Here is a 21637-nt window from a genome sequence, read left to right as displayed (position 1 = left end):
TGGTGACGGTGACGAGAGTCGGATGAGTGTTTGGCCTCAACGAACAAAGTCGCCACCGGCAGCCGCCGACCTCCCGCGCTCCGGTCTCCGAGACGGCTGACACGGGCACCGTCAGAGGTTGCGGCGTCGCGGAGCACGAGATCGGCCTGATCACTTACCGCCATCAGGCGTTTCGATCATGATCTTGACCCGGCACGACCCGATTTGATCGGGGCATCCCCACCACCGATCGACCGGGAGCGGACATGACTCGACTCTTCAAGACCACGCCCGCATCTGTGGCCCGCCGGTTCACCAACCTCGCCGTCCACCGACGCCTAACGCACCCATGCAATGAGCCAGATCTCAAGCCGCTTCTGGCTCGCTCCTATGGCCATGCGCAGGGAACTGGTGTCATCGGCCCTGGTGCCCAGCGGCTGCTTCGCACGATGCTGGTCAACGCCCTTACTCCCAGTACGGAGCGATGCGATGTCGTCGTCACGCGCTTCTATCTGGAACGCCTTCTCGGCGCCGAATCCGCACGGCTCTCACCGCGCTTCGCTCCCACCCTCGGAGTCACCGAGACCTTCGAGGACGCGATCGAGCACCTTGAGCGCAGGCCTTCATACGGCACTACGAACGGAAGATTCAATCAGAGGCCGGTCCTTTGGCTGGCGACGCCGGGAGCCGATGCCGACGTCGTCACGCAGGCGCTGGAGAACCGATCCGCGATCGACCTCATCGCGCTCTTCAACGGGCCATGGCCCTACGGCCCCACCCAGTTCATCGATCACGACGGCCCTCGACGCCTGCCCGAACACACCATGCGCCTGCTCACGCGCGACCAAGCGGTCGCCAAACTGCATTGCTTGAGCCCATCACTGAGGCGCGCTCCCTCGGAACGGATGCGCTGACGTCGACCGCTGGTCTCGGGGCTCGGATCAAGTGATCGGCCCACGCCTATGCGGTAACGGATGGATCAGTCATTCGTGAGTGAAGGCCCAATATCACGCCCTCCGCGTCCAGGGCGCGACCCTACAGTGTGGTTCGACCTGCCTCTTTCCAGACGCCTTCGCGCAGGGTTAGCATCTTGTGCTCACGACGCGGACCGTGATGGTTGGGACACAGGTTGCCATGATGGGCTATTCCTCGGACTGGGCTCTGGTAGACGTCGAGACCTCTGGATTCCGGCCCTCCGAACACCGGGTCCTTTCCATCGCCCTTCTGGCGATCAACGCGGACGGCCAGGTGGCCGGGCAGTTCTCATCCCTGCTGAATCCCGGATGCGACCCCGGCCCCGTCCACATCCACGGACTCAGCAGGGAACGCCTGACCGGCTCGCCTAGATTCGACCAGGTGGCCCCTCAGCTCGCCGCCCTGCTGCGCGGACGCGTGATGATCGCCCACAACGCACGGTTCGACTACGACTTTTTTTGGCGCACGAGTTCACCCTCGCCGGACTGCACCTGCCGGTCGACCAGCGGCTCTGCACCCTGACCCTCAACCGTCGGCTGTCTCCTCCCACACCGAACATGCGGCTGGGAACCTTGGCCACCCATTACGGCGTCGTCCAACGCAATGCCCACGACGCGGCCGACGATGTCCGAGTCCTTGCCGGAGTGCTGCACGGCTCGCTGACGGCGGCCGCCCGGCTCGGCCTCAGCCTGCCGCTGGTGCCCTGTCCTCCCCGCCAGAGCCCGCCGCGAACCAGGTATCCGGCACGCGTCCCCAAGATCGCCTGCGGCTACCGCAATCCAGGACGCCTCACAGCCGGTGGACCGCTCGTGCAGGGCATGAAGGTCGCGATCACCGGCGACACCCGCACAGCCCGCGCCGAGCTGGCGGCCAAGGCGGCCGCGGCCGGACTCAACATGATGTCCAGCGTCAGCCGCCACACCAGCGCACTGGTGACCAACACTCCCCACTCCGCCAGCACCAAGCTCGAACGCGCCGTCGCCAATGGCGTGCCCATCATCGACGAGCGCACGTTCCTGCGCCTCCTCCACGACGTGCGCCCCGGCACCGCGCACGAGGCGGCAACGCCTCTGACACCCCCAAGTGCTCCCGCCCCCGCAGCCGCAAACCAAGCCACATCGTCGACACGCCAGTCATCGCCCGCATCACAGCCCGCCAAGGCTTTGACCGGACGGCGCGTCCTCGTCGTGGGCGGCTCGCACGACCACGCCGCGAAAACACGGACGCGCGTCACCGAACTCGGCGGCGCCGCCGCTGTCAACCTCTCCGGCAGCGTCACCGACGTCATCGCACTCCCGGGCGGCGATCGTGACCGCCGCATGGCCCGTATCCGATCCCTCGGACTGCCCGTACACGACGACAAGTGGCTCCACGCGCTGGACCAGTCGCCGACCGCCCAGGGCCGCACGACGGAACCGGAGCGGCCCACGGCCCTCGTCCTGTCACGCGGCGGCGCCATCGACCTGCCCATCACCCCGCACACCACCATCTGGACCGTGGCCGCGACCTGGGCCCAGCAAACGACCTGCGAGATCGACGTCGTCGCGTTCGCCGTGGACGTCGACGAGCAGGTGTCCTGCGACGAGGACTTCGTCTTCTACGGAGCCACCGAAACGCCCGACGGGGCCATCACGCTTTCCGCCGACGGTCCCACCGAACAATCGGTCACCATTGACACCGCACACCTGGCACCGGCCGTGCACAAGATCGTCATCGCCGCCGCCATCGACGGCACCGCCACGTTCGGCACCATCGGCGCCATCGAGATCACCGCCGCGCCCGGCAGCGGCGAGGCCCCACTGGCACAGGCGACCCTCGACGCCGCCACCACCGAACGCACCATGCTCCTGGCCGAGGTCTACCGGCGCGGACCGTCCTGGCGCCTGCGCGCCATCGGCCAGGGCTATGACCACGGCCTCGACGAACTCGCCCGCGGTTACGGCGTCGACATCGACGACTGAACAGGCCACCGTAGTCCCGGCGCGACTGGCGGGTGCAGCTCGTGTTCCGGGCTACAAGACCCCGCCCTCCTCAGTTCGAGCCCAACGGTATTCCGTGGGTTCTCGCCGCTTTCAGCCAGGCGGGGAACTCGGAGAGGATGCGCTCGTAGAGTTGTGCGTCGGTGATGCGGGCGATGTCGTCCACGGCAAAGAAACCGGCATTGTCGATGAGCCGCCCGTCGAGCGTGTCGAGCTTTTCGAGAATGCCGTACCGTCCTTGCCCCAAGCCGATGAACTGCCAGAAGACCGGACGGTTCGACGCCTCGCGCAGGAGGCGGGAGATCTGCGCATCCTTGGCCACTCCACCGTCGGAGAAGAACAGCACGAAGACCGGGTCGCCCGGCCTGGCCTCGTAGTACGCGAGGATGTCCTGGATCACCTGGGGTTCGTTGTTGCGGCCACCGAGACTGACCCGGCTCCCGTCGGCGGCGACGGCCTCATGCATGCGGACGTTGTCGCGCGTCCACGCCTCGATCTCGTCGACCCGCAGCGGCGGCAGCCGCGCGAACTCCGTGGCGAAGATCCACGCATCCAGCGCGCCGTCGTCGTCCACCTGGAGCGCGATCGCCGCCATCCGCTCCACTATCTCGGCGACCACGCCCTCCTTGTACAGCCTGCGCATCGAACCGGAGGCGTCCAGCGCGACGGCCACCCGCGCCCGCACACCGCCGATGCCCTTCTTCTCCAGCGAGACGCGGACGGCCTCCTTACGCAGTGAGATCCGCTTCCGCAGGTCAACCGCAGGCAGGTCGGTCTCGACGGGCCGCTCCTCGGTCACGTCCACACCGAAGTCGGTGGCCAAGCCAGCCAGCCCGCTCGCCCATCCCTGCCCCACCGCCCGGATCTTCCACGCCCCCGCGCGCCGGTACACCTCGACGACGACCACCACCGTCTCCCCCGCCGCCATCGCCGGGACCTCGAACCCGGGCCCGCCGCGCACATCGGCGCGCACATGGACACCGTCGAACGTCCCCGGCCCGTCCACACTGGCGACGACCGCGATGGTCGCGACCTCAGCAGACACGGTTTCCAGGTCGATGACGATCTGGTCGCCCTCCAGCGCCACCCCGTCCTGCGCGGGGTGATTGAAGAAGACGAGGTCATCGTCTGACCGCACCCGCCGGTCATCGCCAAGCAGCACTGCCGACACATCGATCGCCCGCCCGACAGCGGTCACAGCAACCGTGACACGCCCACCCTCCAGCGTGGCGTTCTCTCCCTTGCGCAGCATCGACCGCCTCCATCCCGGATGTCAGGCTCCGAACCCTACGACCTCTCCCCCACAACGCCACGGCCCTGCAGCCGGTTGGGGCAGCGCAATTGTCGATTCTCGGAGTCCGCTGCACTGATTCCCGAAGTCGTCATCACTGGCCCCGACGCTCGACGAGTACGTCGCTGGTCCCAACCCGGTGCCGTCGCATCGCGCTACGTAGGTTCCCGGGCGGATGAGAAGGCGCGCAGTTCGCCGGCGGCCTGTTGTGCCGTTGAGCAGCTCGATCGGCCGAGGAGGAAATTCTTGGGCGCCGGCCGCCGCTACGAGATGCGTAGGGCCATGAGCTTAGGCACCCCAGACCAAGGCGGTCGCCTGCGGGCTGCGCCGGTGCCGGAGGACCTGATGGACGGCGTCCGCTTGCTGGAAGGCCAGCCAGCCTGGACTCGCTCACCCCCTATCCTGGCGCGAAAGCGCTCGCCGACCGGGACACGCTGGCGCAGGCCCTCATCGGCGTACCGGCTGAGGGGTGGAGAAGGCGGACGCCGGACCGGCTGTGCGTGCCGGGGCACCTGCACTTCGCGGCCACCGCTTCCATGAGGAACCCTGCCGGCGCTGCCCATGGCGGCGCACCTTGCGGTGCCTTTCCGCCCAGGTCTTTTGCTCCTCCGCAGCCACCTCCTACGACCAGGCCGTCCGACGCTTCGGCTGTCACGCCAGCGACCGCACCGTCCCGACCGCCTGCCCCGGGTTCCCGCTCAACGGAGCGGGCGACGACCTGCAGCCCCGAGAGATAGGGACCACCCTCCGAGCCGCGCGCCCGTCGCCGAGTGGACTGTGAGGAATCCGGCCGTTACCCCACCAAATCCCGAGTCGGGCAGCTCCTTCTGATTGATCGTGACGCCGACGAGATACTCGGACGGGCTGAGGCGACACCCTCCACACGCCTGGCGTCGGTGATGACGGGACTGGTGCTGGCGGCGGCGGCAGGGGCCGCAACGGGGGCCGCAGGGCGGCGAGATCGGTACCGGAGAGCGGCATGGCCTCGGTCATGATCACCCCACTCGCTCGCCGACCTCGACGCCCTGGCCACCGAATGACAATGGTGGCCGCCAGTAACCGGGAGGTCCTCACCCGTGTCTACACCGGCTCCGTTCACGGGAGTGGGCGGGCACCCACGCGGCTGCCGCACCGGAGGCCGCAGCTGGAACCGCCGGGTGCCCGGCATGAACCCGACGCTCGTGTTCGACGATGCCGACCTCGACCTCGCCGTCCCGACACTGGGCAGCCGTGTCTCCTTCGATGTCGATTCGACTGGGCCGTAATCGTCAGGTGGGTGGCCGTGAGGTGATCGTAAGGTTCGGCGTGGCGGAACTGGTAGATGGGACCGATCACGCGTAGAAGGCTGAAGCGGTGGCAGTCGTCCACGAACGACATCAGTCGATGCGGCAGAAGGCTGGCCCAGGCCAGCTTCCAAGTAGCGATCAGATATGCCGATCAAGCGTGATGCTCTCCGGCCGCGAGCCGAGCGCAGGACCGCCCCGTGAGCCCGCCCGTGAGCCCGAACGTAACCGCATCCGGGACAACGACACGCCCCATCTCAAGACCGAAGCGCTCCCGCGCCACCACATGGGACGAACACGCGGCCGCCAGCGGCAATCGCCCTCTCGAAATGATGAACGGCCAACGGCGCGCCGACGCCAGGATGGAAGTCCTCAACCGAGATCCCGCCTTCAGTCGAGCAGGTGGCCGCCCAGCTCGATCTTCTTGCCGCCGAGACCCACGGCCGCAGCGCCGATGTGCTTGACGCCCTTGACGGTCGGCCCTGCGGCGGTGCCGGGGAAGATATACAGGTTTCCCTCGCCATCATGCTCGCCCGGCGCGCCGACGATCAGTTCGATTCGGCCGTTGCGGTCGGTGTCGGTTAAGGAGAAGGCGGTGCCGAATCGATGGTGCGGCTCATTTGCCTTGAGTGCGTCCTTGGGGTCCTCGCGGAACGTCCGGCGGCCCTTGGCAGTGATGCCGGTCCTGCTCCCGAACAGGACCGTAACGGCTCCCGGCTGCTCGGCTCTGGACCGGTCATCGGACGAGATGTCGGTATTGACGAGGAGGTCGGCACGGCCATCGACATTGACATCGCCGACCCGCAGGATGCTCGCGTGTTCGAGCATGCCGAGCGAGGCATCGTGATATCTGCGAGCCTTGCCGAAACCTCGCCCGGTGAACGGCAGCGACACCAAGTCGGCGCCGTCCTCCGGCGGGACGTCACCGTCGAAACTCGTCAGCAGGTCCATGCGGCCGTCGCCGTCGAAGTCGCCCGCGACGGCATCGGCAGCGTCGATCTCCCCTGCCCGGGCGTCGGGCAGGACCCTGGCCGGTCCGAGCCCTCCGGCAGTACCGGGGCGCAACTCGAACCACGAGTCGCGCATCAGGCCGTCGACCCAGTTGGAGGCGCCGATCAGCAGGTCGGTGCAGTGGTCGCCGGTGAAGTCGCCTACCAGTAACGTCCGCGGCACCTGATAGTCCCCTCTTTTGGCGACGCTGGAGACGATTGGCTTTCCTGGTTCGGCTCCGGGATTGGCGTAGACGACGACGGTGTCGAGGTCGTAGACACCCTTGTCGGCCCACGAGAGCTTTCCGAGGGCGGCCACGTCGGGTGCGCCGTTGCCGTCGAAGTCGCCGATGACGAATTGCCCGGTGGCCTCAGGTAGTACCGCGGTCCGAGAAGTCAATCCTCTCGGGCCGCCGTAGACGATAGTCGTCGGGGTGTCAGTACGGTGGGTGAGTAGGTCGGCGTAGCCATCGGTGTCGAAGTCAGCCGACTCCAGCTGCCAGCCACGCGCGGCGCGGGAGGCGTCCGGGTGGGCTACCACCTGGCGACGGGCCGGGTCGGCGCCCCCGGGACCGCCGTAGATGACGGTGACGAAGCCTTCGGTGCCGCTGTTGCCGTTGGGGCCGGCGGCGGCGATGTCGGGGTAGCCGTCGCCGTTGAGGTCGCCGGGTGCGGCCGGCTTTGTGACCGCCGTGGAGATCGGGCCGCGGGGCAGGGTGCTCGCGATCTCGCGGTGGGAGGCCGCGTCGCGCCTGCTCTCCTCATGGGGCTCGCCGCTGCGGCCATCGCCGCCCTGAGCGACCGCCACGGCCGCGGCGGCACCGAAGGCCAGCACGACAGCGGCTGCCGCGGCGGAAAGAACCCGGATGCGCATGGACGTCCCCTCGTCGACTCCGCACCCTTCGCAAGACGCCTGCGGTCATCGATGACCGCATACCCTTGACGGTGAGGCTCAGGAATTCACTTTGATGAACAGATCCCACTGACCGGAAATCACCGTGCTCGGCTTGCAGTTCCACACCTGCCCTGAGGACTTCCCCTCGTGGACGCATTGAGTGAGGGTCGGGTAAGTGCCCACGCGGGCCCAGCTTTCCCTAACCGTCCACCCGCCCGCCGCGACCGCTGACGGTACGCTCGTCCGCCCGGCCGCAGCACTGGCCGGTGCCACGACAGCCGCACTCGCCGCCGCCACCGCAATGGCGGCCGTCGCTGAGCCCAGGAGGCGTCTACCCGCAGACATACTTCCCTCTTTCCATCCCATGGGGCTGCTCGGTGCGTGCCTGTGAACGTTGCTGTTCTCTCGGGCCTTCGTGCTTCCGATGGGGCTCATTCGATGAACCTGATAAACAGGTCCCACCAGTCCGTGATGAGAACGCTCGGCTTGCAGTTCCACGGCTGCGCCGAAGACCGCCCCTCGTCCTTGCACTGTTTGTAGGTGGGGTAGGTGTCGACGAGAATCCAGGTGTCGGGGACTCCCGTAACGCTTCTGGGAGCCGCCGGTTGCGTAGGGTTCGCCCGCTGCACGCCGGCCTGCTGGGTCGAAGCGCCCGCTGGCGCCGCGACGGCCAGACCCGTGGACACGATCGCGATCGCCGCCATCGCCGAAGCCAGGAGGTTTTTACCTGAAGGCATTTTCCTCTCCCTTGCCGGTCGCCGGGAACTGCTGTCGATCAAGATGTTAAGAACCGCGAACCGGATGTGCATCAGTCACCCGACCGGTGACCTCTCCTGGAGAACCCGAGCGCTTTCAGCAGACGCTGCCCTCCCTCGTCCGCACACCAATGGCCAGGTATCCGTCATGCCGCCGAATGACGGAGCCCGCTGATCAGCCGAAACACGATGTTCGCGATTGCCTTCACCACCACCGTCCTGCAGCACTTCCTCACCGCCGCGGGCGTCACCGACCTCGTCGTCTGCGGCATCCAGACCGGCAGTGCTGCGAGACCACCGCAACCTTCCCCATCGCGCACCTCGACGCCCTACGCCACCGGCCTACTCGCCGTGTGACGCAGGTGCACCAGCACCAGCAGCGCCTGGCGGCGCGGGCTCAGCACCCGCCACCGGGTGCCGATCGTCCGGCGGTGCTCACGTAGCAGTCGGGTCACGAAGGTCAGGGTCGGACGCGACGAATCCCAGCGCGGCACGGTACAACAGCACGTGAGGCTCCTGCGCGGACAAGGTTGATCTTGGTCGACAGCCTCATCTAGCAGGAGCTTCGCTATTTGAGGGCGGCTATCACTCGTCCGTAATCGGCCTGTGACCTGCAGACTCAGGTTGGGATCACCTCACTGCAGTCGAGCTGTCTCCAAAGGAGAACGTCGCGCATCAGGGCGATGCGACTAGGTCAGCGAGGGTCCATTCCACGCCACCCATGTCATGATCAGTCAGTGACTATGCTGCCAGTGACCGCAGTTCTGGGCTGCCACGATTCCGAGGGGTGGGAACCGGTGAACAGGCTCGCACGGCGCGGACGCGCAGGCACTTTCGAGATGACGCTTCTCTTACTTGCCAGCTCCGCCTGTTCCACCCACTCCGCCTCCCCGGCCAGCCCCCGCGTCACCTCGCCTTCCGCCGCTCCCCGGGTGACGGCTTCTCTTTCTACCGCTTCCCCTCAGATATGCTGGCGCGTTGCCACAGAGTTCGCCAAGGGATCCTCGTTCGTCGACATGACCGCGATCAGCGCCAGCGACGTCTGGGCGCTCGGCCGTCAAGGCGACGAGGAAACTCTTCCGGACGCAGACCTGAGTCATTGGAACGGCCGGAATTGGGTCCCGGTCAGCCTTCCCGGGGCTGGCAAGTCCGTCTCCCTGCGAACCCTCAGCGCGTCGTCGCCCACCAACGTGTGGGTTGTCGGATCCGTTGGCGGCAAACAGATCTGGTGGCACTGGAACGGTGAACACTGGAGCACCCACAGGGACGCCATGACGTCGGAGTTCGAGGGCAGTGGCACGACTGCGACGCCATACGCGGTCGGCACCGACAACGCGTGGTGGTTCGCCCCGTTCGACAATATCCCCTCCCCTCCTTCTCCGGACGTGCGGCTCTTCAACGGCCGCAGCTGGCGCAAGATCACGACGCCGGGCTGGATCACGTCGATGAGCGCCTCGTCGAATCGCGATGTCTGGGCCGTGGGCGACATCGGGAACGAAGTGCCGCCCAAGAGGCCGTTCCTGGCGCGCTGGAACGGCACGGCTTGGACGAACCAACCGCTGCCGAAGATCGCCAAGGGTCTCGAGATCATGGTGCGCACTACCCGGGATGTGTGGCTCCTGGGCGAGGACCTCTCCGGCAAGCAGAGCCTGGATCACTGGGACGGCCGGAAGTGGAACCGGGTCGCGCTACCCGATCACTGGGCCATGGACGAGCTCACCGACGACGGCGCGGGCGGCCTGTGGCTTGCCACTCGGGACCGTCAACTCCGCTACCTCTACCACTACGAATCAGGAAAGTGGACGGCGATGCAGTTCCCGATCCGGCGTAAGACGCGCACCATCGTCTACCGGTTGGCGCACATTCCGGGAACCTCCTCGGTGTGGGCGGCCACCAGCGTCGGCCACACCGAAAAGGCCAGCAGCCACGCCGAACTGCTCAAATGCGTTAATTAACCTATGCCACTGACGGCGGTCGGCCCTAGGGAATTCTTGCGTAGTAGTCACGTTCAACGTCAACCTTTCTGGTCTGCGTGCCTTGTCTTTGTTGAAGTCCTGGCCGGTTAATGATGAGTCGACTGCGACGCACAGAATCCTGCCGGATCACCAGGGGTGCCCGGTCGAACCCGGTTACAGTAGCCGCCGCTCGTGGGGGACCGGTGCCGGTGCCGCTGCGGTCGGGCTACGGTTGTCGGTGTCCGCCTCAGAGGACGGTGCTGGTCCAGCCGAGGACCTGTGGCGTGTTCCACCGGGGCCTAGCGGCAAGCCCCAGATCAGCGAGACGGCGGCCCTGCACGAATGCCTCCCGCTGCGTCGGCTCGGTCTCCAGCACCCGCCGGATCAGGGACCGGGCCTGCTCGCGTTCGCCGCGCGTGACCAGGAACTCGACAAGGTCGGGAGCGAAAGCGAAGGGTCCAAGCAGCGCTTGCGGCACAGATGCCGCGAGCTGTCGCGGGTCCCTGGTGCCGGCGAACCAGGGCACAACGATCTGCCTGATCTGGTCGCACAGCGCGGCCATCTAAGCCACGCGCTCGTCCGGGCGGGTCAGGCGCACAGTGTTGTCGAACCCGACCCGCGCCATGTCATAGCAGCTGGTGGCGCACAGGCAATCGAGCACCTCATCCGGGCGGGCCACCGTCAGGTCGTGGTGGGCCGTGCGCCAGTCCCCCAAAGCAACCTGGAGTTCGGGATCTGGTTTCGAGAACCCGAACTCCTTCGCAGGGCGAACAAATTCCTCGGGTGGGTGCTGAGCCACTCGGAGACCATAGACCCCGACGCCATGCTGCCGGACCTTGTCCAACCAAATTACGACGACGATGCGTTCTATGAGTACATGGCCCGCTTCGCCGATGAACGGGACGGGCAACCGTGATAGATCGCTGAAGGGTGTTGCTCGAATGCAGTGACTTGCACGATCAGGCGGCGAGGGGGCGTTCCCTCTGGTCATGCGTGGAGAGAATGCGGTGGTGCTCGCGGTCGAGGTGGTAGGTCCAGTAGCTGGATCACCCCCGATGATGGGATCCTTTCTGACACTGGGCACCGCTGTTGACCAGCCTCACCAAAGATCGAGGCTAGACCGGCGATTTGAGGGCGGTCTTTGCCACCGTCGCAGGCCACCCGAAAACAGCGCTGTGCATGATACCTGGCCAATTCTTCGCACGGACGCGCCATTGCATGACACGATTTCTGCGTGTGCAGTACGTCCGATGAGAGGGTATGCCGATGGATCCGCTCGGGCCGGACGCCCCCCGTAAGATCGGCAGGTACCTGCTGTCGGCCCGGCTGGGGGCGGGTGGGATGGGCGAGGTCTTCTTCGGCCGCTCGCCCGGCGGCCGTCCGGTCGCGGTCAAGCTGATCCGTTCGGGGTACGCCGCCGACGCCGAGTTCCGCCGGCGTTTCCGCCGCGAGGTCGAGGCGGCCCGCAAGGTCGGCGGGTTCCATACCGCCCAGGTGGTCGACGCCGACCCCGATCCCGGCACCGGCCCGCCGTGGATGGTCACCGCCTATGTCCCCGGCCCGTCCCTCGCGCGGGTGCTCGCCGAGCACGGCCCCTTGCCCACCCGGACGCTGCGGGTGCTGGGCGCCGGGCTGGCCGAGGCGCTGGAGGCCATCCATGCCGCCGGGCTGATCCACCGGGACCTGAAACCCTCCAACATCCTGCTGGCCGATGACGGACCCCGCGTCATCGACTTCGGCATTTCCCGCGCCGCCGACGCCTCCGGCTGCACCGGCCGGGTCGGCACCCCAGGGTTCATGTCGCCCGAACTGCTCACCGGCGAGCCCCTCACGATGGCCTGCGACGTCTTCTCCTTCGGGCTCGTGCTGGCCCACGCGGCCGGGGTCCGCCCGTTCGGCGAGGGACCAGAGCAGGCGCTCAACTTCCGGATCGTCCATCAGGAACCGGACCTGACCGGCATTGACGGGGAACTGGCCGGCCTCGCCGGCTCCTGCCTGGCCAAGAATCCCGCCGACCGTCCCACCCCGGCCCAGATCATCGACGTCCTCGCCGACCACGCCCCCACCGGGGACTGGCTTCCGTTCCCGGTTCAAACCATGATCGCCCAAAGGGCGGCTCCGCCTGCCGAGAGGACGCCGTCCGGCGCGAGCCCTCCGGGCGCGGAACACCACCCGGTCCCCACCACGACATATGCCGCCGCCGACCATACGCCCCCCATCGCTCGCAGGCGTTCGGCGCTGCTCCCCCTCGCGCTGAGCGGAGTGCTCGTCCTCGGCGTGGCATCCGGCCTGTATCTGCTGGAACGACGGCCTTGGTCATCCGGTACGCGGACCCCGTCGCCATCCGGTGGCCAGGCAGCGCTGGCGGCCTACTCCGCCCGTCGGCCCGGCTGCGACGACAACGTTTCGGCCGTTTCTTGGAGGAGGGTGGGCATCTCCTCTTTCTGGTGCGTGGCCGGCGGCACCAGGATGAGCAAGCTCCAGTCCTGGAACGGCCGCATTGCCGAGAACAACGCCGAGCTCCGGTTCACCCCGACCGACCGGACGTTCCCGTCCCGGTACCGGCTTTCAGTCGACGTCACCGCGCTCAACGACACCGATCCCACCGCCCAGGGGGCCTGCGCCGGCTTCGCCACTCACACCAACGAAGCGGGATCGACCTTCGAAGAGCTGTCGGTGTGCTCCTCCGGCAAGTCCGCCCTGATCAAGGTCAGCAACGGCGTAGAGATCTCCCGCGACGAGGAGCCTCTCCTGCCCGCCGGAGAAGGCCCGTTCACCCTCAGAGCCGAGGTGACACCCGACAAGACCACCTTCACCGTACGAGCTGCCGACGGCGACTCCAGCTCTCTGGAGACAACCGCAGTGGCCTCCACCACCAGCCACATCGGCCTGACCATCTTCTGGAAAAGCAACGACGCCAGCGCCACCTTCTCAAACTTCAACTACCAACCCCAGTAGGGCGTGACCCAGGTGGCCTTACGGCGTTGACAGCGGCGGACAACACCGTCGTCAGAGCATCCGCCGACATCATCCAGCCCCCAGGCCCACGAGGCTGCTGCGCACGGGCTCATCGACCCGATGACCGCCGAGACGGTGGAGCAACTGGTCATGGCGATGGAAGTCTTCCACATCCTTCAGAGCCATGGACCGGCACAGATGAGCGTTCACCACAGACACCGAAACAGCGGACAACGCGCCGTCGGCAGCGGCACCGTCAACGGCATGACGAACACGAGGACGCACGCCAAGACGGGAACGGCCGCGTCGACAGCGAGCACCAGGCCGTGGACGGCGCGCAGGACCAACGGCCCCGAGCTGGCGCTCCCGGCCGCCGCGCTCGCCGCTTTGCCTGGCCCTCGACAGGCGTCCCGGCGGCCCGGCCCGCTCGGAACCGGTCTGCCAATGCCGCCGTCGGCGGTGTCCCTGATCGCGGCGTCGGTGCCGGTCCCACGGCTGTTCGAACGGCGGGGCGCGCAAGCCTGCGGCCTGCCGGTGTCGGCTGCACCGCGCTCGCCATGATCACCATCGCGGTGGGTCGCGCGGCTGGCCCCGGCGGGCGCGGCCCAGGGCCCCGGGTTGACCTGAAGTTCGGTTGATGTTCGAGGGTAGGTGGCATGGCTGAGAACAAGCACGCGCGGAGCCGCGTGGCAGTGGTCGGGACGGGAGCGATCGGGACCGCGGTGGCGCGGCGGTTGCTCGGCGGTGGGCACGAGGTGGTGGTGTGGAACCGGACGGCAAACCGGACGTCCGGCGCGGTGGACGCGGGCGCGTCGGCGGCCGGGTCGGTCGCGGAGGCGGCGTCGTCCAGCGACCTGATCCTGCTCACCCTCACCGATCACGCGGCGGTGCGGGACTGCCTCGACCGGCTGGACGCGGAGGTGTCCGGACGGACGATCGTCGCGCTGGCCACCGGGACCGCCGACGACGCCCGGGAGGCCGCCCGGCGGGTCACCGCGCTCGGCGCGCATTACCTGGACGCCGGCCTGCAGACCTCACCCGAGATGATCGGCACCGACGCGGCGACGATCCTGTACAGCGGCTCGCGTACCGCGTTCGAGGAGCACCGCGCGACGCTCGGGCTGCTGAGCGAGCCCCGGTTCGTCGGGGACGCGCCGGATGCCGCCGCGATCTGGGACCTCGCCCTCTTCGGCGTCTGGTACGACGCCCAGCTCGGCCTGTTGCGGGCGCTCGACACCGTCCAGGCCGCGGGCATCGACGTCGCCGGGTTCTCCTCCACGGCGGCGGGCCAGCTCGGTCATGTGGTCTCGGCGGTTCCGGACACGGTGTCGGAGGTGGAGCGGGCCGACTATCCGAGGGGCCCGGCGAACCTCGCCGAGCACCTGGTGGTGCTGCGCCACCTCATCGAGTTGCGGGCCGGGCGGCCGCTCGGCGACGGCGGGCTGGCGCCGGTGGCGGACAGGATCCAGCGGCTCATCGCGGACGGGCGAGAGGCCGAGGGCCTGACCGCGACGATCGGCTAGCGCCTGATCTGTCGGCAAGGCGTACTCGTCTCGGGCGGTCCGCGAGCATCTGCGCCGCCGCAGGATCGCCTGCACCACCCCCACCCCGGCTGACCCGGCCGCACACCGGCAGCGGCGAGGCGGCGGCGGCCGTCCACCCGCCTTCGACCCGGGTCGGCCACCGCGCCGCCACGCCGTCGAGTGCGGCACCGACCGCCTCAAGCACCACCGCGCGGTGGCCACCCGGTTCGACGAGCTAGCCGTCCGTTACCAATCCACACGCCATCAACGAATGACTCCACCTACTTCGAGACACGCCCTAGGTGAGCCGGACGGTGGAGGACTGGATGCCGGTGCTGGCCCGCCAGCAGTCCATGGCGCACCGCCGCTACGACCAGCTTTTCGGCCCGCACGCGGTCGACCTGCTCACCGCCGCCGAACGCGGCGAGCCCGAGGCCGCCCGGATGCTGGGCATCCTGCTGCTGTGCCACGACCTGCCGCACGAGGCCAGAGCGTGGCTGACCTCAGCCGCCGACGCCGGCGACGAACCCGCCGCGATCCTGGTCAGCGCCTTCCCCCACCAGCGGCGGCGGATGGCCGCCGAACTGGCCTACGAGTTCACCCTTCCCCATTACGACCAGGACCGCGCCGACGGCGCCCACCCCACCGGCGCCGAGATCTACTACCGCGCCGCCGCAGCCGCCGGCCACATGGGCGCCACCATCCGCATGGGCCTGATCTACGAGGCCCGCGGCGAGATCACCGCCGCCCTGCACACCTTCGCCCAGGCCGCCGCCCACGCCCATCCCGACGCCCTGGACCACTTCGAACGCCTCAACAACCAACTCGCCCGCACCCAGGTAGGCGGTACCTGACCTCCGGGTCGATCTCGACGTCGATCCCTGCGCGGTCGGCTTCGGTTCGAGGCGGTGCCGCCGGTTCGGCTGGGTGAGTGGATGCAGGTCGGCTCCACGCCGTGTGACGTCCGGGTGGAGCTGCCCTGGTTGATCGACCAGGCGACCAAGACGATTCCGGTGGTTGGAGGGTGGCTTTGGTTCGCGATTGCTGACCCGCATCCCGGCCCAGCGGCGCTTGGTCATAATTGGTCGTTCGCGGCGATCCTGGTCGGGATGGCGGTGCGGGGGGTGCGGGGTCCTCTGGAGGGGACGGATCGGTCGCATTGGACCGTCATCCCGTTCGTGCACGTGGGGCCGCTGCGGTTCGGCATGGCTCACGACGACGTCGTCGCGGCTCTGGGTGGCGTGGAAGGCCACGTGGGGGCGGAAGACGTCGGATTGGTCATGCGTGCGCAGCGGACCGCAGACATGCTGCTCACCCGTCCAGTCTTCGTCGCCCGTGAGTGAGCTTGCGGCGTTGCGGACGCGCAATTGGGTTTCGTTCCCCCGGACGAGTGGGCGGTGCAGCGGCTGTCGCTGGACTCGGCGGCAGAGTCCAGCGACAGGACCTCGCCCCGTACATAACGGTGGCCGATCCAGAGTCACGCGCTGCCCGGCGACGCGATGGCTGCACGGGGCCGCCTGGAACACCCCGTGCGCCGCCCGCGAGATCCACCGCCCCGCCACCGGCATCCGCTGGGAGCCTCCCGCGGCGTCGGGGTGCGGCTGGTCGCCCGCCCCGCACTGGCGGGCCGTGGAGCCCCAGCGGCTCGCCGAGGTCCTCACCGCGTGAATCGCCGCCCTGGACCACCTCGGACAGGGGGAGCGCTTCCACACCGTGGACCAGCGGCTCATCAGCACGCTGACCGCATCGCCGCGGTATCGCAGCTCACAGGCCGATCGCGGACTTGGGACCCATGTAGTTCCCGGCACCCGGCCAGCCACCCCGGGCCAGATCCACGAACGCCTGGCTGAAGCCCAGGTCGGCAAGCCTGGTCAGCGAGACGAACTCCACCCCCGCGAATCGGCCGGGTATCGGCGCCGGGCTCGACGTCACCGACCGTCCCGCCGACGCGGCGAGCCTGGAAGGTCATGTGGACCACGTGGGTGTCCCCGCCGGGCAGGTGATCGCAGACATACAGCAGCCGACCGGGCTCGACGTGGACGCCGGTCTCCTCACGCACCTCCCGCACCAGCGCGGCAGCCAGGGTCTCCCCATGCTCGACCTTCCCGCCGGGCAGCGACCAGGCCCGGCCGGTGCCGGTGTCTTGATCGAGCAGAAGGATCTGCTCGTCATCGACGACAACGGCGGTGACGCGCACAGCGATCGCAGAGCCCATGGCGGCACGGTAGCCGGGGAGATGCCGCGGTGACCGGCGAACCGCGCGCACCGATCGTGATTGCCGCCGGCGGTCTGGGCACCAGAGTCGCCGGATGGTCACGCTACCTGCCCAAGGAATACCAGCCGGTCGACGGCCGGCCCCGGCATCGTCCACCTCCTGGAAGAGGCCGCCGAGCTCGGACCCGCGCACGCGGTGATCCTGTACCACCCTTACTACGAGCCTTTCGCGGCATGAGCGCGGGCGCGCACTGCGTCCGGGCGGCCTGGCCCGCTACCAGGCCGCCGCGCAGCGTCCCATCGCCGGCCCGCCGGCTCTGGAGCACGTGCGCGTCGACCTCATCCGCCAGCGCGGCCCCTACGCCGACCTGACCTCCGTCCTCAACGGGGCCCGCCACCTGCAACCAACCCGCCAGGGGCTGTATGTGGCGTTTTCCGACAACCTCTATCCGGGCGGGGCGGCGCTGGCTGCGCTCGGCGGCCGAGCATCCCGAACCGCCGTCCTGGCCCGCCCCTACCGCCGCGAACTGGCCACCAGCCGGGGAGTCATCGTCGCCGACGCCGGCCGCATGACCCCGCTGATGGAAGAACCCGGTCCCGATCTGGCACGGGATTTCGACCAGCGCCACGGGCCCGCCAACCTGCTGATGCTCGAAGAGCGTGCCCGCCTGTCCAGCGACTTCCTCACCTTCGCCAGCAGGCACTACCGCCCACCGGCCGGCAGCGAGCTGAAGCTTTCGCTGTGCTTGGCCCAGTACGCACATGGCGCGCCCGTGGACACCCTGGTGTACGACGGCCGGGTGATCGACCTCGGCGCTCCAGCCGAGCACAGCCCGGCGGGCGCGCCTGGTGCCTGAGCGCAGCGCCTGGAACGCGGCTGACGGTGCCGTCGAGGCCCTCAGCGTCCGCGAGCGCTCGCGAACCGTTCGCACGGTCCTGCGATGGTCTCATCGACCTGGGCGCCTCCACCCCGATCATGGTTGTCACTGCACCCCACCAGGCGCGCAGTCCCGGCCGACCGCCCACAGATTCGCCGCGCGGGCGCCGTAGCCGGTTTGCAGGTGCCGGCAACGGTACGGTCTGGCCGCCCTGCCGGTACCGACCCTGACAGTCCCCCAGGGCGTGTCCCGTGACCATGGTTTTGGTGTGAGCGGCAGGCGAAGGCTCGTTTGTGTGCGGGCGATGCATCTGCCACGGTGCTCGAGTGGCGGGGCTTTTGGGTGACAAGCATCGGTTCGCCGTTGAGGTCGGGAGCTGGGACGGCTCGGCGCTGCGCCGGGTGGACCTGTGGGTCGCTGATCAGTGGGTGACCTGCGAGGACAACATGGTCTTCGTCCAGCAGTTCCGCCACGATGTGGCACGCACCGCTGCTGGAGTCCGCTCCGGAGATATTCCGGGCCCGCCGTTCATCGGCTTGTCTCCGGCCGCCGCTCATTGGCGGCTTCTAGCTGAGATCCGGGACGGCGAGCAGGAGTGCGAGCGGTTCCGGTTCTTTGGCCGTTGGGGCTGGGGGCCCACGACCGACAACGTGACGTCCTTCCTGTGGCGGGATGACGACCGCCTGGTGATCACGTTGGAGTTCTGGAGGGAGGGTCACCTGTGCACACATCCCGAGCATGCGGGAATGGTGTTCATAGCTGAGGTCCTGGCTACCGAGTTCGCTGGGGTGCTAGAGGAGGCGGTCACCGTCCTCAGCGATATTCCAGGGCTCGGTCACATGACGGGGTAGCGGAGCCGGATGCGGATCGAGGCGACGCCGATGGTGCCCTGGTAGATGCGGTCTCTCTTGTCGTAGCGAGTGGCGACGGCGCGGTGCTGGCGGAGTTTGTTGACGCAGTGTTCGACGGCCGCCCTCGATGCCGCAGGCGCCACCGCGGTGGATCAGCACGCCGCTGTTTCAACCTGGGCCGTGCCGTCGGTGACGCACCCCAGATCAGCGACCAGCTAGATACGCGGAAGCGCACGTGCCTGGCTGCCCGCACTGCCGCATCGCGCTGGACCTTCACTCTAGGCAGCACTCACAGCGGCGCTGGGAACACGGCTGTCCCTCGCCTGAGCCAAAGCGGCTCCATCAGCAGCGCTAGGCGTAGAAGGAGAGTTTCTACAGGTGAGTCGCTGCCTAGTCGAGCCGCTCGATGAGCATGCGGCTGATGCGCTGCAGGTCTTCGTCGGTGTCGATGCCGCGGTATCTGCCGCGGCGTTGGAGGTAGCGCAGCTCGGCGCGCAACTGAGGCAGCGCGGGTCGTGCGGCCGGGCCCATGCGGTCCAGGCAGGCGACGACGTGGTTGGCAGTCGACGGGTTCTGTCCCCAGGCTTGCAGGAGGACCTCCGGCACGGTCGGCGCCTCGCTGTCGCCGCCGATTTCCCACAGAGCGGCCGCGCAGTGCACCCGGACCCGTTCATAGTCATGAGTCATCAGATCCCGCAGGCGCGGCAGCCAATCGATCGATGAGGGAACAGGTCGTGACGGCGCAGACGAAGAACGCGGCGGCGGCCCACAGCAGGCGGGCTTCCGCGTAACGGGCCGGTAGCAGGATGCTCGCGGTCATACCGCCCAGACCGGCGGTCACGGTCGCGGCCATCTGCAGGATCCACGTCGTGAGTCGTCCAGGGATCCGGGTGAGCGTCTCGCGGACGCCGAGGCCGGTGGCCACCGCGGCGAGTGCCAGGCTCGCCAGGGCGGACAGCGGTGCCGTGCCGAAGTTCAGGCCGTAACGGATCGGCAGGGCGGGGACGAAGAACAACACCAGCAGGTGGCCGAAGGAACGCGTGATCGAGTCGATGCCTCTGCTCGCGCGTGCGTCGGTGACGCACCGTGCCGCGACTCGTGCGCAGGCGAGCACGGCCAGCGCGCCCGCGATCACCGGCAGCCTCGCGTTCAGATGACCGAGGTTGTACAGCAGCGCCGTGTCGTACACGACCAGGACGAGAACACCGAGCGCGACCGCGGACAGGGCGAACACCAGCAACCCGGGCAGGTTGTGCACGCGTCCGGGCGCATCACCGCTCATCTGCGCGGCCCACAGCGGCACCGCGATCGCGGCGATCACGCGGATCAGGATGTCGTGCATCGTGTACGGGTTGCGCAGCGACCATTCGATCAAGCAGAACGTTGCCGTGTACGACAGCGATACGGGCCAGACGAGCCGCAGGGCCGCCCGGTAGGCCGTCGCGGAGAACCACCGGCAGACCGTCAGGTACCCGAAGACGACGAACGGTAGTTCGAGGAAGGCCTGCACGCGCAGCACGCTCGGCGCCAGAAGGCCGGGAAACGGGAAATAACCGGCCAGCGCGTCGAGGGTGTGACTATGGGCCAGCGCGAACCAACCCGCGGGGAGGTAACGGGCGATGAACGACGGGTCTCCGCCATGGCACCGCAGCACGTAGACGGTGAACAGTACCTGGTTGAGGTAGACCGTCGCGGTCACCACGGCGAGCGCCACCGGCGGGGACGCCAGGGGCCTGATGTTCTTCCCGCTCCGGGCGCCTTCGGAGCCGTCAGTCGTCGTGGCGCGGCGAGCGTGCAGCAATCCCGCCATGAGCGCGAGGAGGATGATCACGCTCAGCGTCACGGATGTGGCCATCCCACCTCTCGCCTTCCTCGATCACGCATACCGCCGGAACGCCGGTATGAAGCGACACATCACCCTCGGCGCTCGCCGACACGGCCGGCTCCCCGTAGACCCTGTGCCTCCATCGCGGACCTGATCTGGATGATCTTCGCATCCTTCCGGAGTCATGCACGCGATCTCGTAACCGTCGACAAGATCGGGCGCACCGCCGCGTATCGAGCTCAACACCGCCACGGCAGAGCATTCCTCGCCAGAAGGTCTACCTACTTGCCGATACGACTCGCCAGATCATTCCGAACTTTGCCACAGGCTCGCCAGTTCGACGCGGAACTCGCCACATCAACGCGGACGGGACAATGAGCTGATTCCAACCTCATCCGGCCTGGTTGCGGAGGGTGAGGACAGCCTGAACAACAGCAGTTAGCCGGCTGGGTGAGCACCGAGCCTTACGCAGGATGTGCCATTGTTTGAGCGCGGCTGCGCCTCGCTTGCCCAAGGGAAGGGCCTTGGCGTGAGACCGGTTGAAGAGCTTCTTGCGTTTCCCCAGCTTGCGGCGCAGCTGGATCCCGGCGGCCTGCAGACCAGCCCTTGGAACTAGGGGGCTGGATGGTGCGTCCCATGGCTGGGAGGCACAGTGAGGCGCAATCCGGTCAGTCAGATGTTCCTGGATCGTATGGTCGGCTTCGGCTGGGTCACCGTGGTCGTCGGCGTCCTGATCACCATTTTGGGGGTCGTGGTCCCGAGCTGGGCAGTGGTGGGTTTTGGCCTGGTCTTCATCCTGGTGGGGGCGGGGTATGTCTGGTTCGTCGGACGGTGGGGGGAATGGATGTCACGGCGCGACTTCGAAGATCGTTGGCGTCGTTGATCCGGCGTCGACGGCCACCCGGTGACGCCGCCGAGAACGCCCGCTCGCTGGGACCTGACCGCGATCGTGCGGCCATCCTCACCCTCCACCATCAGGCCGAATGAGGTTGGGATCACCTCTTCTGTCCACGTTTTGGCTCGTGATAACTCTCTGACCGGTGCCCTACCGTGCTCGACTGTGTCGTATTCGTCAGGTGGTTGGTTGGTAGGTGGCGGTGAGGTGGTCGTGGAGTTCGGCGTGGCAAAACTGGTAGATGAGGCCGACCACGCGAAGCAGCCCGAGGCGGTGACAGTCGTCCAGGAACAGCATTAGCTGACGCGGCAGAAGGCCAGCGTGGCCCTGCCGCCAGGCGGCGATCAGAAATGCCAGCCAGGCCCAGCGCTTCCCGAGCGTGAGCCCGATCT

At 68.0% G+C, this 21637-nt stretch carries 23 protein-coding genes and 2 pseudogenes; 14 read left to right on the top strand and 11 right to left on the bottom strand.

Going from position 1 to position 21637, the window contains the following annotated elements:
• Positions 1 to 245 precede the first annotated feature (245 nt).
• From E1300_RS07960 to E1300_RS07955, 3 genes are all read left to right on the top strand, one after another.
• Complete coding sequence (locus E1300_RS07960; protein WP_131756216.1) at positions 246 to 893, top strand: hypothetical protein; 648 nt, start codon at positions 246 to 248, stop codon at positions 891 to 893.
• 220 nt (positions 894 to 1113) lie between these two features.
• Complete coding sequence (locus tag E1300_RS51370; RefSeq protein ID WP_207399551.1) at positions 1114 to 1476, top strand: exonuclease domain-containing protein; 363 nt, start codon at positions 1114 to 1116, stop codon at positions 1474 to 1476.
• The gene (locus E1300_RS07955) at positions 1413 to 2915 is read left to right on the top strand and encodes a TerD family protein (protein WP_207399550.1); all 1503 of its coding nucleotides are present in this window, start codon (positions 1413 to 1415) and stop codon (positions 2913 to 2915) included. The genes E1300_RS51370 and E1300_RS07955 overlap by 64 nt, the downstream gene beginning before the upstream one ends.
• 70 nt (positions 2916 to 2985) lie before the next feature.
• Here E1300_RS07955 and E1300_RS07950 read toward each other — a convergent pair whose 3' ends face one another.
• On the bottom strand, positions 2986 to 4185 hold the full coding sequence (locus tag E1300_RS07950; protein WP_131756215.1) for a VWA domain-containing protein: 1200 nt from the start codon (positions 4183 to 4185) through the stop codon (positions 2986 to 2988).
• Between the two features lie 508 nt (positions 4186 to 4693).
• On the opposite strand from E1300_RS07950, the gene E1300_RS53875 reads away from it, so the two are divergent.
• On the top strand, positions 4694 to 5005 hold the full coding sequence (locus E1300_RS53875; RefSeq protein ID WP_370784516.1) for a DUF6283 family protein: 312 nt from the start codon (positions 4694 to 4696) through the stop codon (positions 5003 to 5005).
• Positions 5006 to 5897: 892 nt separating this feature from the next.
• Here E1300_RS53875 and E1300_RS07945 read toward each other — a convergent pair.
• A complete protein-coding gene (locus E1300_RS07945; protein WP_131756214.1) occupies positions 5898 to 7370 on the bottom strand; it encodes an FG-GAP repeat domain-containing protein in 1473 nt (490 codons plus the stop codon).
• A gap of 452 nt (positions 7371 to 7822) precedes the next feature.
• Positions 7823 to 8128 carry a hypothetical protein gene (locus E1300_RS07940; RefSeq protein ID WP_165502729.1) on the bottom strand — a complete coding sequence of 102 codons (306 nt, stop codon included), beginning with the start codon at positions 8126 to 8128 and terminating at the stop codon, positions 7823 to 7825.
• A gap of 207 nt (positions 8129 to 8335) precedes the next feature.
• Between E1300_RS07940 and E1300_RS49880 the strand changes: the two genes are divergently transcribed.
• Positions 8336 to 8503, top strand: a complete 168-nt coding sequence (locus E1300_RS49880) for a hypothetical protein (RefSeq protein ID WP_165502728.1) — start codon at positions 8336 to 8338, stop codon at positions 8501 to 8503.
• Here the strand turns inward: E1300_RS49880 and E1300_RS52280 are convergent.
• A pseudogene (locus tag E1300_RS52280) lies at positions 8503 to 8601 on the bottom strand (IS5/IS1182 family transposase); the annotation flags it as partial. The gene E1300_RS49880 and the pseudogene E1300_RS52280 sit on opposite strands and share 1 nt — an antisense overlap.
• Positions 8602 to 9162: 561 nt before the next feature.
• On the opposite strand from E1300_RS52280, the gene E1300_RS07930 reads away from it, so the two are divergent.
• Positions 9163 to 10101: a hypothetical protein gene (locus E1300_RS07930; RefSeq protein ID WP_131756212.1), complete on the top strand. Its 939-nt coding sequence runs from the start codon at positions 9163 to 9165 to the stop codon at positions 10099 to 10101.
• 247 nt (positions 10102 to 10348) lie between these two features.
• Here E1300_RS07930 and E1300_RS07925 read toward each other — a convergent pair whose 3' ends face one another.
• Positions 10349 to 10663, bottom strand: a complete 315-nt coding sequence (locus E1300_RS07925) for a hypothetical protein (RefSeq protein ID WP_131756211.1) — start codon at positions 10661 to 10663, stop codon at positions 10349 to 10351.
• Positions 10664 to 11092 carry a hypothetical protein gene (locus tag E1300_RS07920; RefSeq protein WP_131756210.1) on the bottom strand — a complete coding sequence of 143 codons (429 nt, stop codon included), beginning with the start codon at positions 11090 to 11092 and terminating at the stop codon, positions 10664 to 10666.
• 269 nt (positions 11093 to 11361) lie between these two features.
• Here E1300_RS07920 and E1300_RS07915 point away from each other — a divergent pair, with 269 nt between their 5' ends.
• The 5 genes from E1300_RS07915 to E1300_RS07890 all read left to right on the top strand — a co-directional run bounded on the left by E1300_RS07915 (position 11362) and on the right by E1300_RS07890 (position 15925).
• Positions 11362 to 13059 carry a serine/threonine-protein kinase gene (locus E1300_RS07915; RefSeq protein WP_131756209.1) on the top strand — a complete coding sequence of 566 codons (1698 nt, stop codon included), beginning with the start codon at positions 11362 to 11364 and terminating at the stop codon, positions 13057 to 13059.
• A 120-nt stretch (positions 13060 to 13179) separates the two neighbouring features.
• On the top strand, positions 13180 to 13620 hold the full coding sequence (locus tag E1300_RS07910) for a hypothetical protein (protein WP_131756208.1): 441 nt from the start codon (positions 13180 to 13182) through the stop codon (positions 13618 to 13620).
• A 95-nt stretch (positions 13621 to 13715) separates the two neighbouring features.
• Positions 13716 to 14582 (top strand): NAD(P)-binding domain-containing protein, encoded by an 867-nt coding sequence (locus E1300_RS07905; RefSeq protein ID WP_131756207.1) that lies wholly within the window; start codon positions 13716 to 13718, stop codon positions 14580 to 14582.
• Positions 14583 to 14884: 302 nt separating this feature from the next.
• Entirely contained in the window at positions 14885 to 15436 is a 552-nt protein-coding gene (locus E1300_RS52275; RefSeq protein WP_131756206.1) for a sel1 repeat family protein, read from the top strand.
• 81 nt (positions 15437 to 15517) lie between these two features.
• Entirely contained in the window at positions 15518 to 15925 is a 408-nt protein-coding gene (locus E1300_RS07890; RefSeq protein ID WP_165502716.1) for a hypothetical protein, read from the top strand.
• Between the two features lie 421 nt (positions 15926 to 16346).
• On the opposite strand, the gene E1300_RS53340 is transcribed toward E1300_RS07890, so the two are convergent.
• Both E1300_RS53340 and E1300_RS52270 read right to left on the bottom strand, forming a co-directional pair.
• Complete coding sequence (locus E1300_RS53340) at positions 16347 to 16472, bottom strand: hypothetical protein (protein WP_278045348.1); 126 nt, start codon at positions 16470 to 16472, stop codon at positions 16347 to 16349.
• Positions 16473 to 16578: 106 nt separating this feature from the next.
• A pseudogene (locus E1300_RS52270) lies at positions 16579 to 16797 on the bottom strand (NUDIX domain-containing protein); the annotation flags it as partial.
• A 325-nt stretch (positions 16798 to 17122) separates the two neighbouring features.
• Here E1300_RS52270 and E1300_RS07880 point away from each other — a divergent pair.
• Together E1300_RS07880 and E1300_RS07875 are read left to right on the top strand one after the other, a co-directional pair.
• Positions 17123 to 17653 (top strand): transcriptional regulator, encoded by a 531-nt coding sequence (locus tag E1300_RS07880; protein WP_131756204.1) that lies wholly within the window; start codon positions 17123 to 17125, stop codon positions 17651 to 17653.
• Positions 17654 to 18000: 347 nt separating this feature from the next.
• A complete protein-coding gene (locus tag E1300_RS07875) occupies positions 18001 to 18525 on the top strand; it encodes a hypothetical protein (protein WP_131756203.1) in 525 nt (174 codons plus the stop codon).
• Here E1300_RS07875 and E1300_RS49875 read toward each other — a convergent pair.
• The 3 genes from E1300_RS49875 to E1300_RS07865 form a co-directional block, all read right to left on the bottom strand.
• Positions 18510 to 18668: a hypothetical protein gene (locus tag E1300_RS49875; protein ID WP_165502726.1), complete on the bottom strand. Its 159-nt coding sequence runs from the start codon at positions 18666 to 18668 to the stop codon at positions 18510 to 18512. The genes E1300_RS07875 and E1300_RS49875 overlap by 16 nt on opposite strands.
• 247 nt (positions 18669 to 18915) lie before the next feature.
• Positions 18916 to 19212, bottom strand: a complete 297-nt coding sequence (locus E1300_RS07870) for a hypothetical protein (RefSeq protein ID WP_131756202.1) — start codon at positions 19210 to 19212, stop codon at positions 18916 to 18918.
• Entirely contained in the window at positions 19202 to 20368 is a 1167-nt protein-coding gene (locus E1300_RS07865; RefSeq protein ID WP_131756201.1) for a hypothetical protein, read from the bottom strand. Before E1300_RS07865 ends, E1300_RS07870 begins: the two co-directional genes overlap by 11 nt.
• Positions 20369 to 21002: 634 nt before the next feature.
• Here E1300_RS07865 and E1300_RS07860 point away from each other — a divergent pair.
• Positions 21003 to 21233, top strand: a complete 231-nt coding sequence (locus E1300_RS07860; RefSeq protein WP_131756200.1) for a hypothetical protein — start codon at positions 21003 to 21005, stop codon at positions 21231 to 21233.
• The last annotated feature ends 404 nt before the right edge of the window (positions 21234 to 21637 follow it).

It is taken from the genome of Actinomadura fibrosa (assembly GCF_900659615.1).
GTDB lineage: Bacteria > Actinomycetota > Actinomycetes > Streptosporangiales > Streptosporangiaceae > Spirillospora > Spirillospora fibrosa.
The sequence above is the reverse complement of the archived record's forward strand: the minus strand, read 5'-3'. Positions and strand labels throughout refer to the sequence as shown.

Bases quoted from the DNA above. Each gene is read 5' to 3' on its own strand.
- E1300_RS51370 (WP_207399551.1), top strand. From the start codon at position 1,114: ATGATGGGCTATTCCTCGGACTGGGCTCTGGTAGACGTCGAGACCTCT.
- E1300_RS07920 (WP_131756210.1), bottom strand. From the start codon at position 11,092: ATGACCAGAGGGAACGCCCCCTCGCCGCCTGATCGTGCAAGTCACTGC.
- E1300_RS07930 (WP_131756212.1), top strand. From the start codon at position 9,163: ATGACCGCGATCAGCGCCAGCGACGTCTGGGCGCTCGGCCGTCAAGGC.
- E1300_RS07870 (WP_131756202.1), bottom strand. From the start codon at position 19,212: ATGACTCATGACTATGAACGGGTCCGGGTGCACTGCGCGGCCGCTCTG.
- E1300_RS07890 (WP_165502716.1), top strand. From the start codon at position 15,518: ATGCAGGTCGGCTCCACGCCGTGTGACGTCCGGGTGGAGCTGCCCTGG.
- E1300_RS07925 (WP_131756211.1), bottom strand. From the start codon at position 10,663: ATGGCCGCGCTGTGCGACCAGATCAGGCAGATCGTTGTGCCCTGGTTC.
- E1300_RS07960 (WP_131756216.1), top strand. From the start codon at position 246: ATGACTCGACTCTTCAAGACCACGCCCGCATCTGTGGCCCGCCGGTTC.
- E1300_RS49880 (WP_165502728.1), top strand. From the start codon at position 8,336: ATGTTCGCGATTGCCTTCACCACCACCGTCCTGCAGCACTTCCTCACC.
- E1300_RS07905 (WP_131756207.1), top strand. From the start codon at position 13,716: ATGGCTGAGAACAAGCACGCGCGGAGCCGCGTGGCAGTGGTCGGGACG.
- E1300_RS07915 (WP_131756209.1), top strand. From the start codon at position 11,362: ATGCCGATGGATCCGCTCGGGCCGGACGCCCCCCGTAAGATCGGCAGG.
- E1300_RS07940 (WP_165502729.1), bottom strand. From the start codon at position 8,128: ATGCCTTCAGGTAAAAACCTCCTGGCTTCGGCGATGGCGGCGATCGCG.
- E1300_RS07950 (WP_131756215.1), bottom strand. From the start codon at position 4,185: ATGCTGCGCAAGGGAGAGAACGCCACGCTGGAGGGTGGGCGTGTCACG.
- E1300_RS07945 (WP_131756214.1), bottom strand. From the start codon at position 7,370: ATGCGCATCCGGGTTCTTTCCGCCGCGGCAGCCGCTGTCGTGCTGGCC.
- E1300_RS07910 (WP_131756208.1), top strand. From the start codon at position 13,180: ATGACCGCCGAGACGGTGGAGCAACTGGTCATGGCGATGGAAGTCTTC.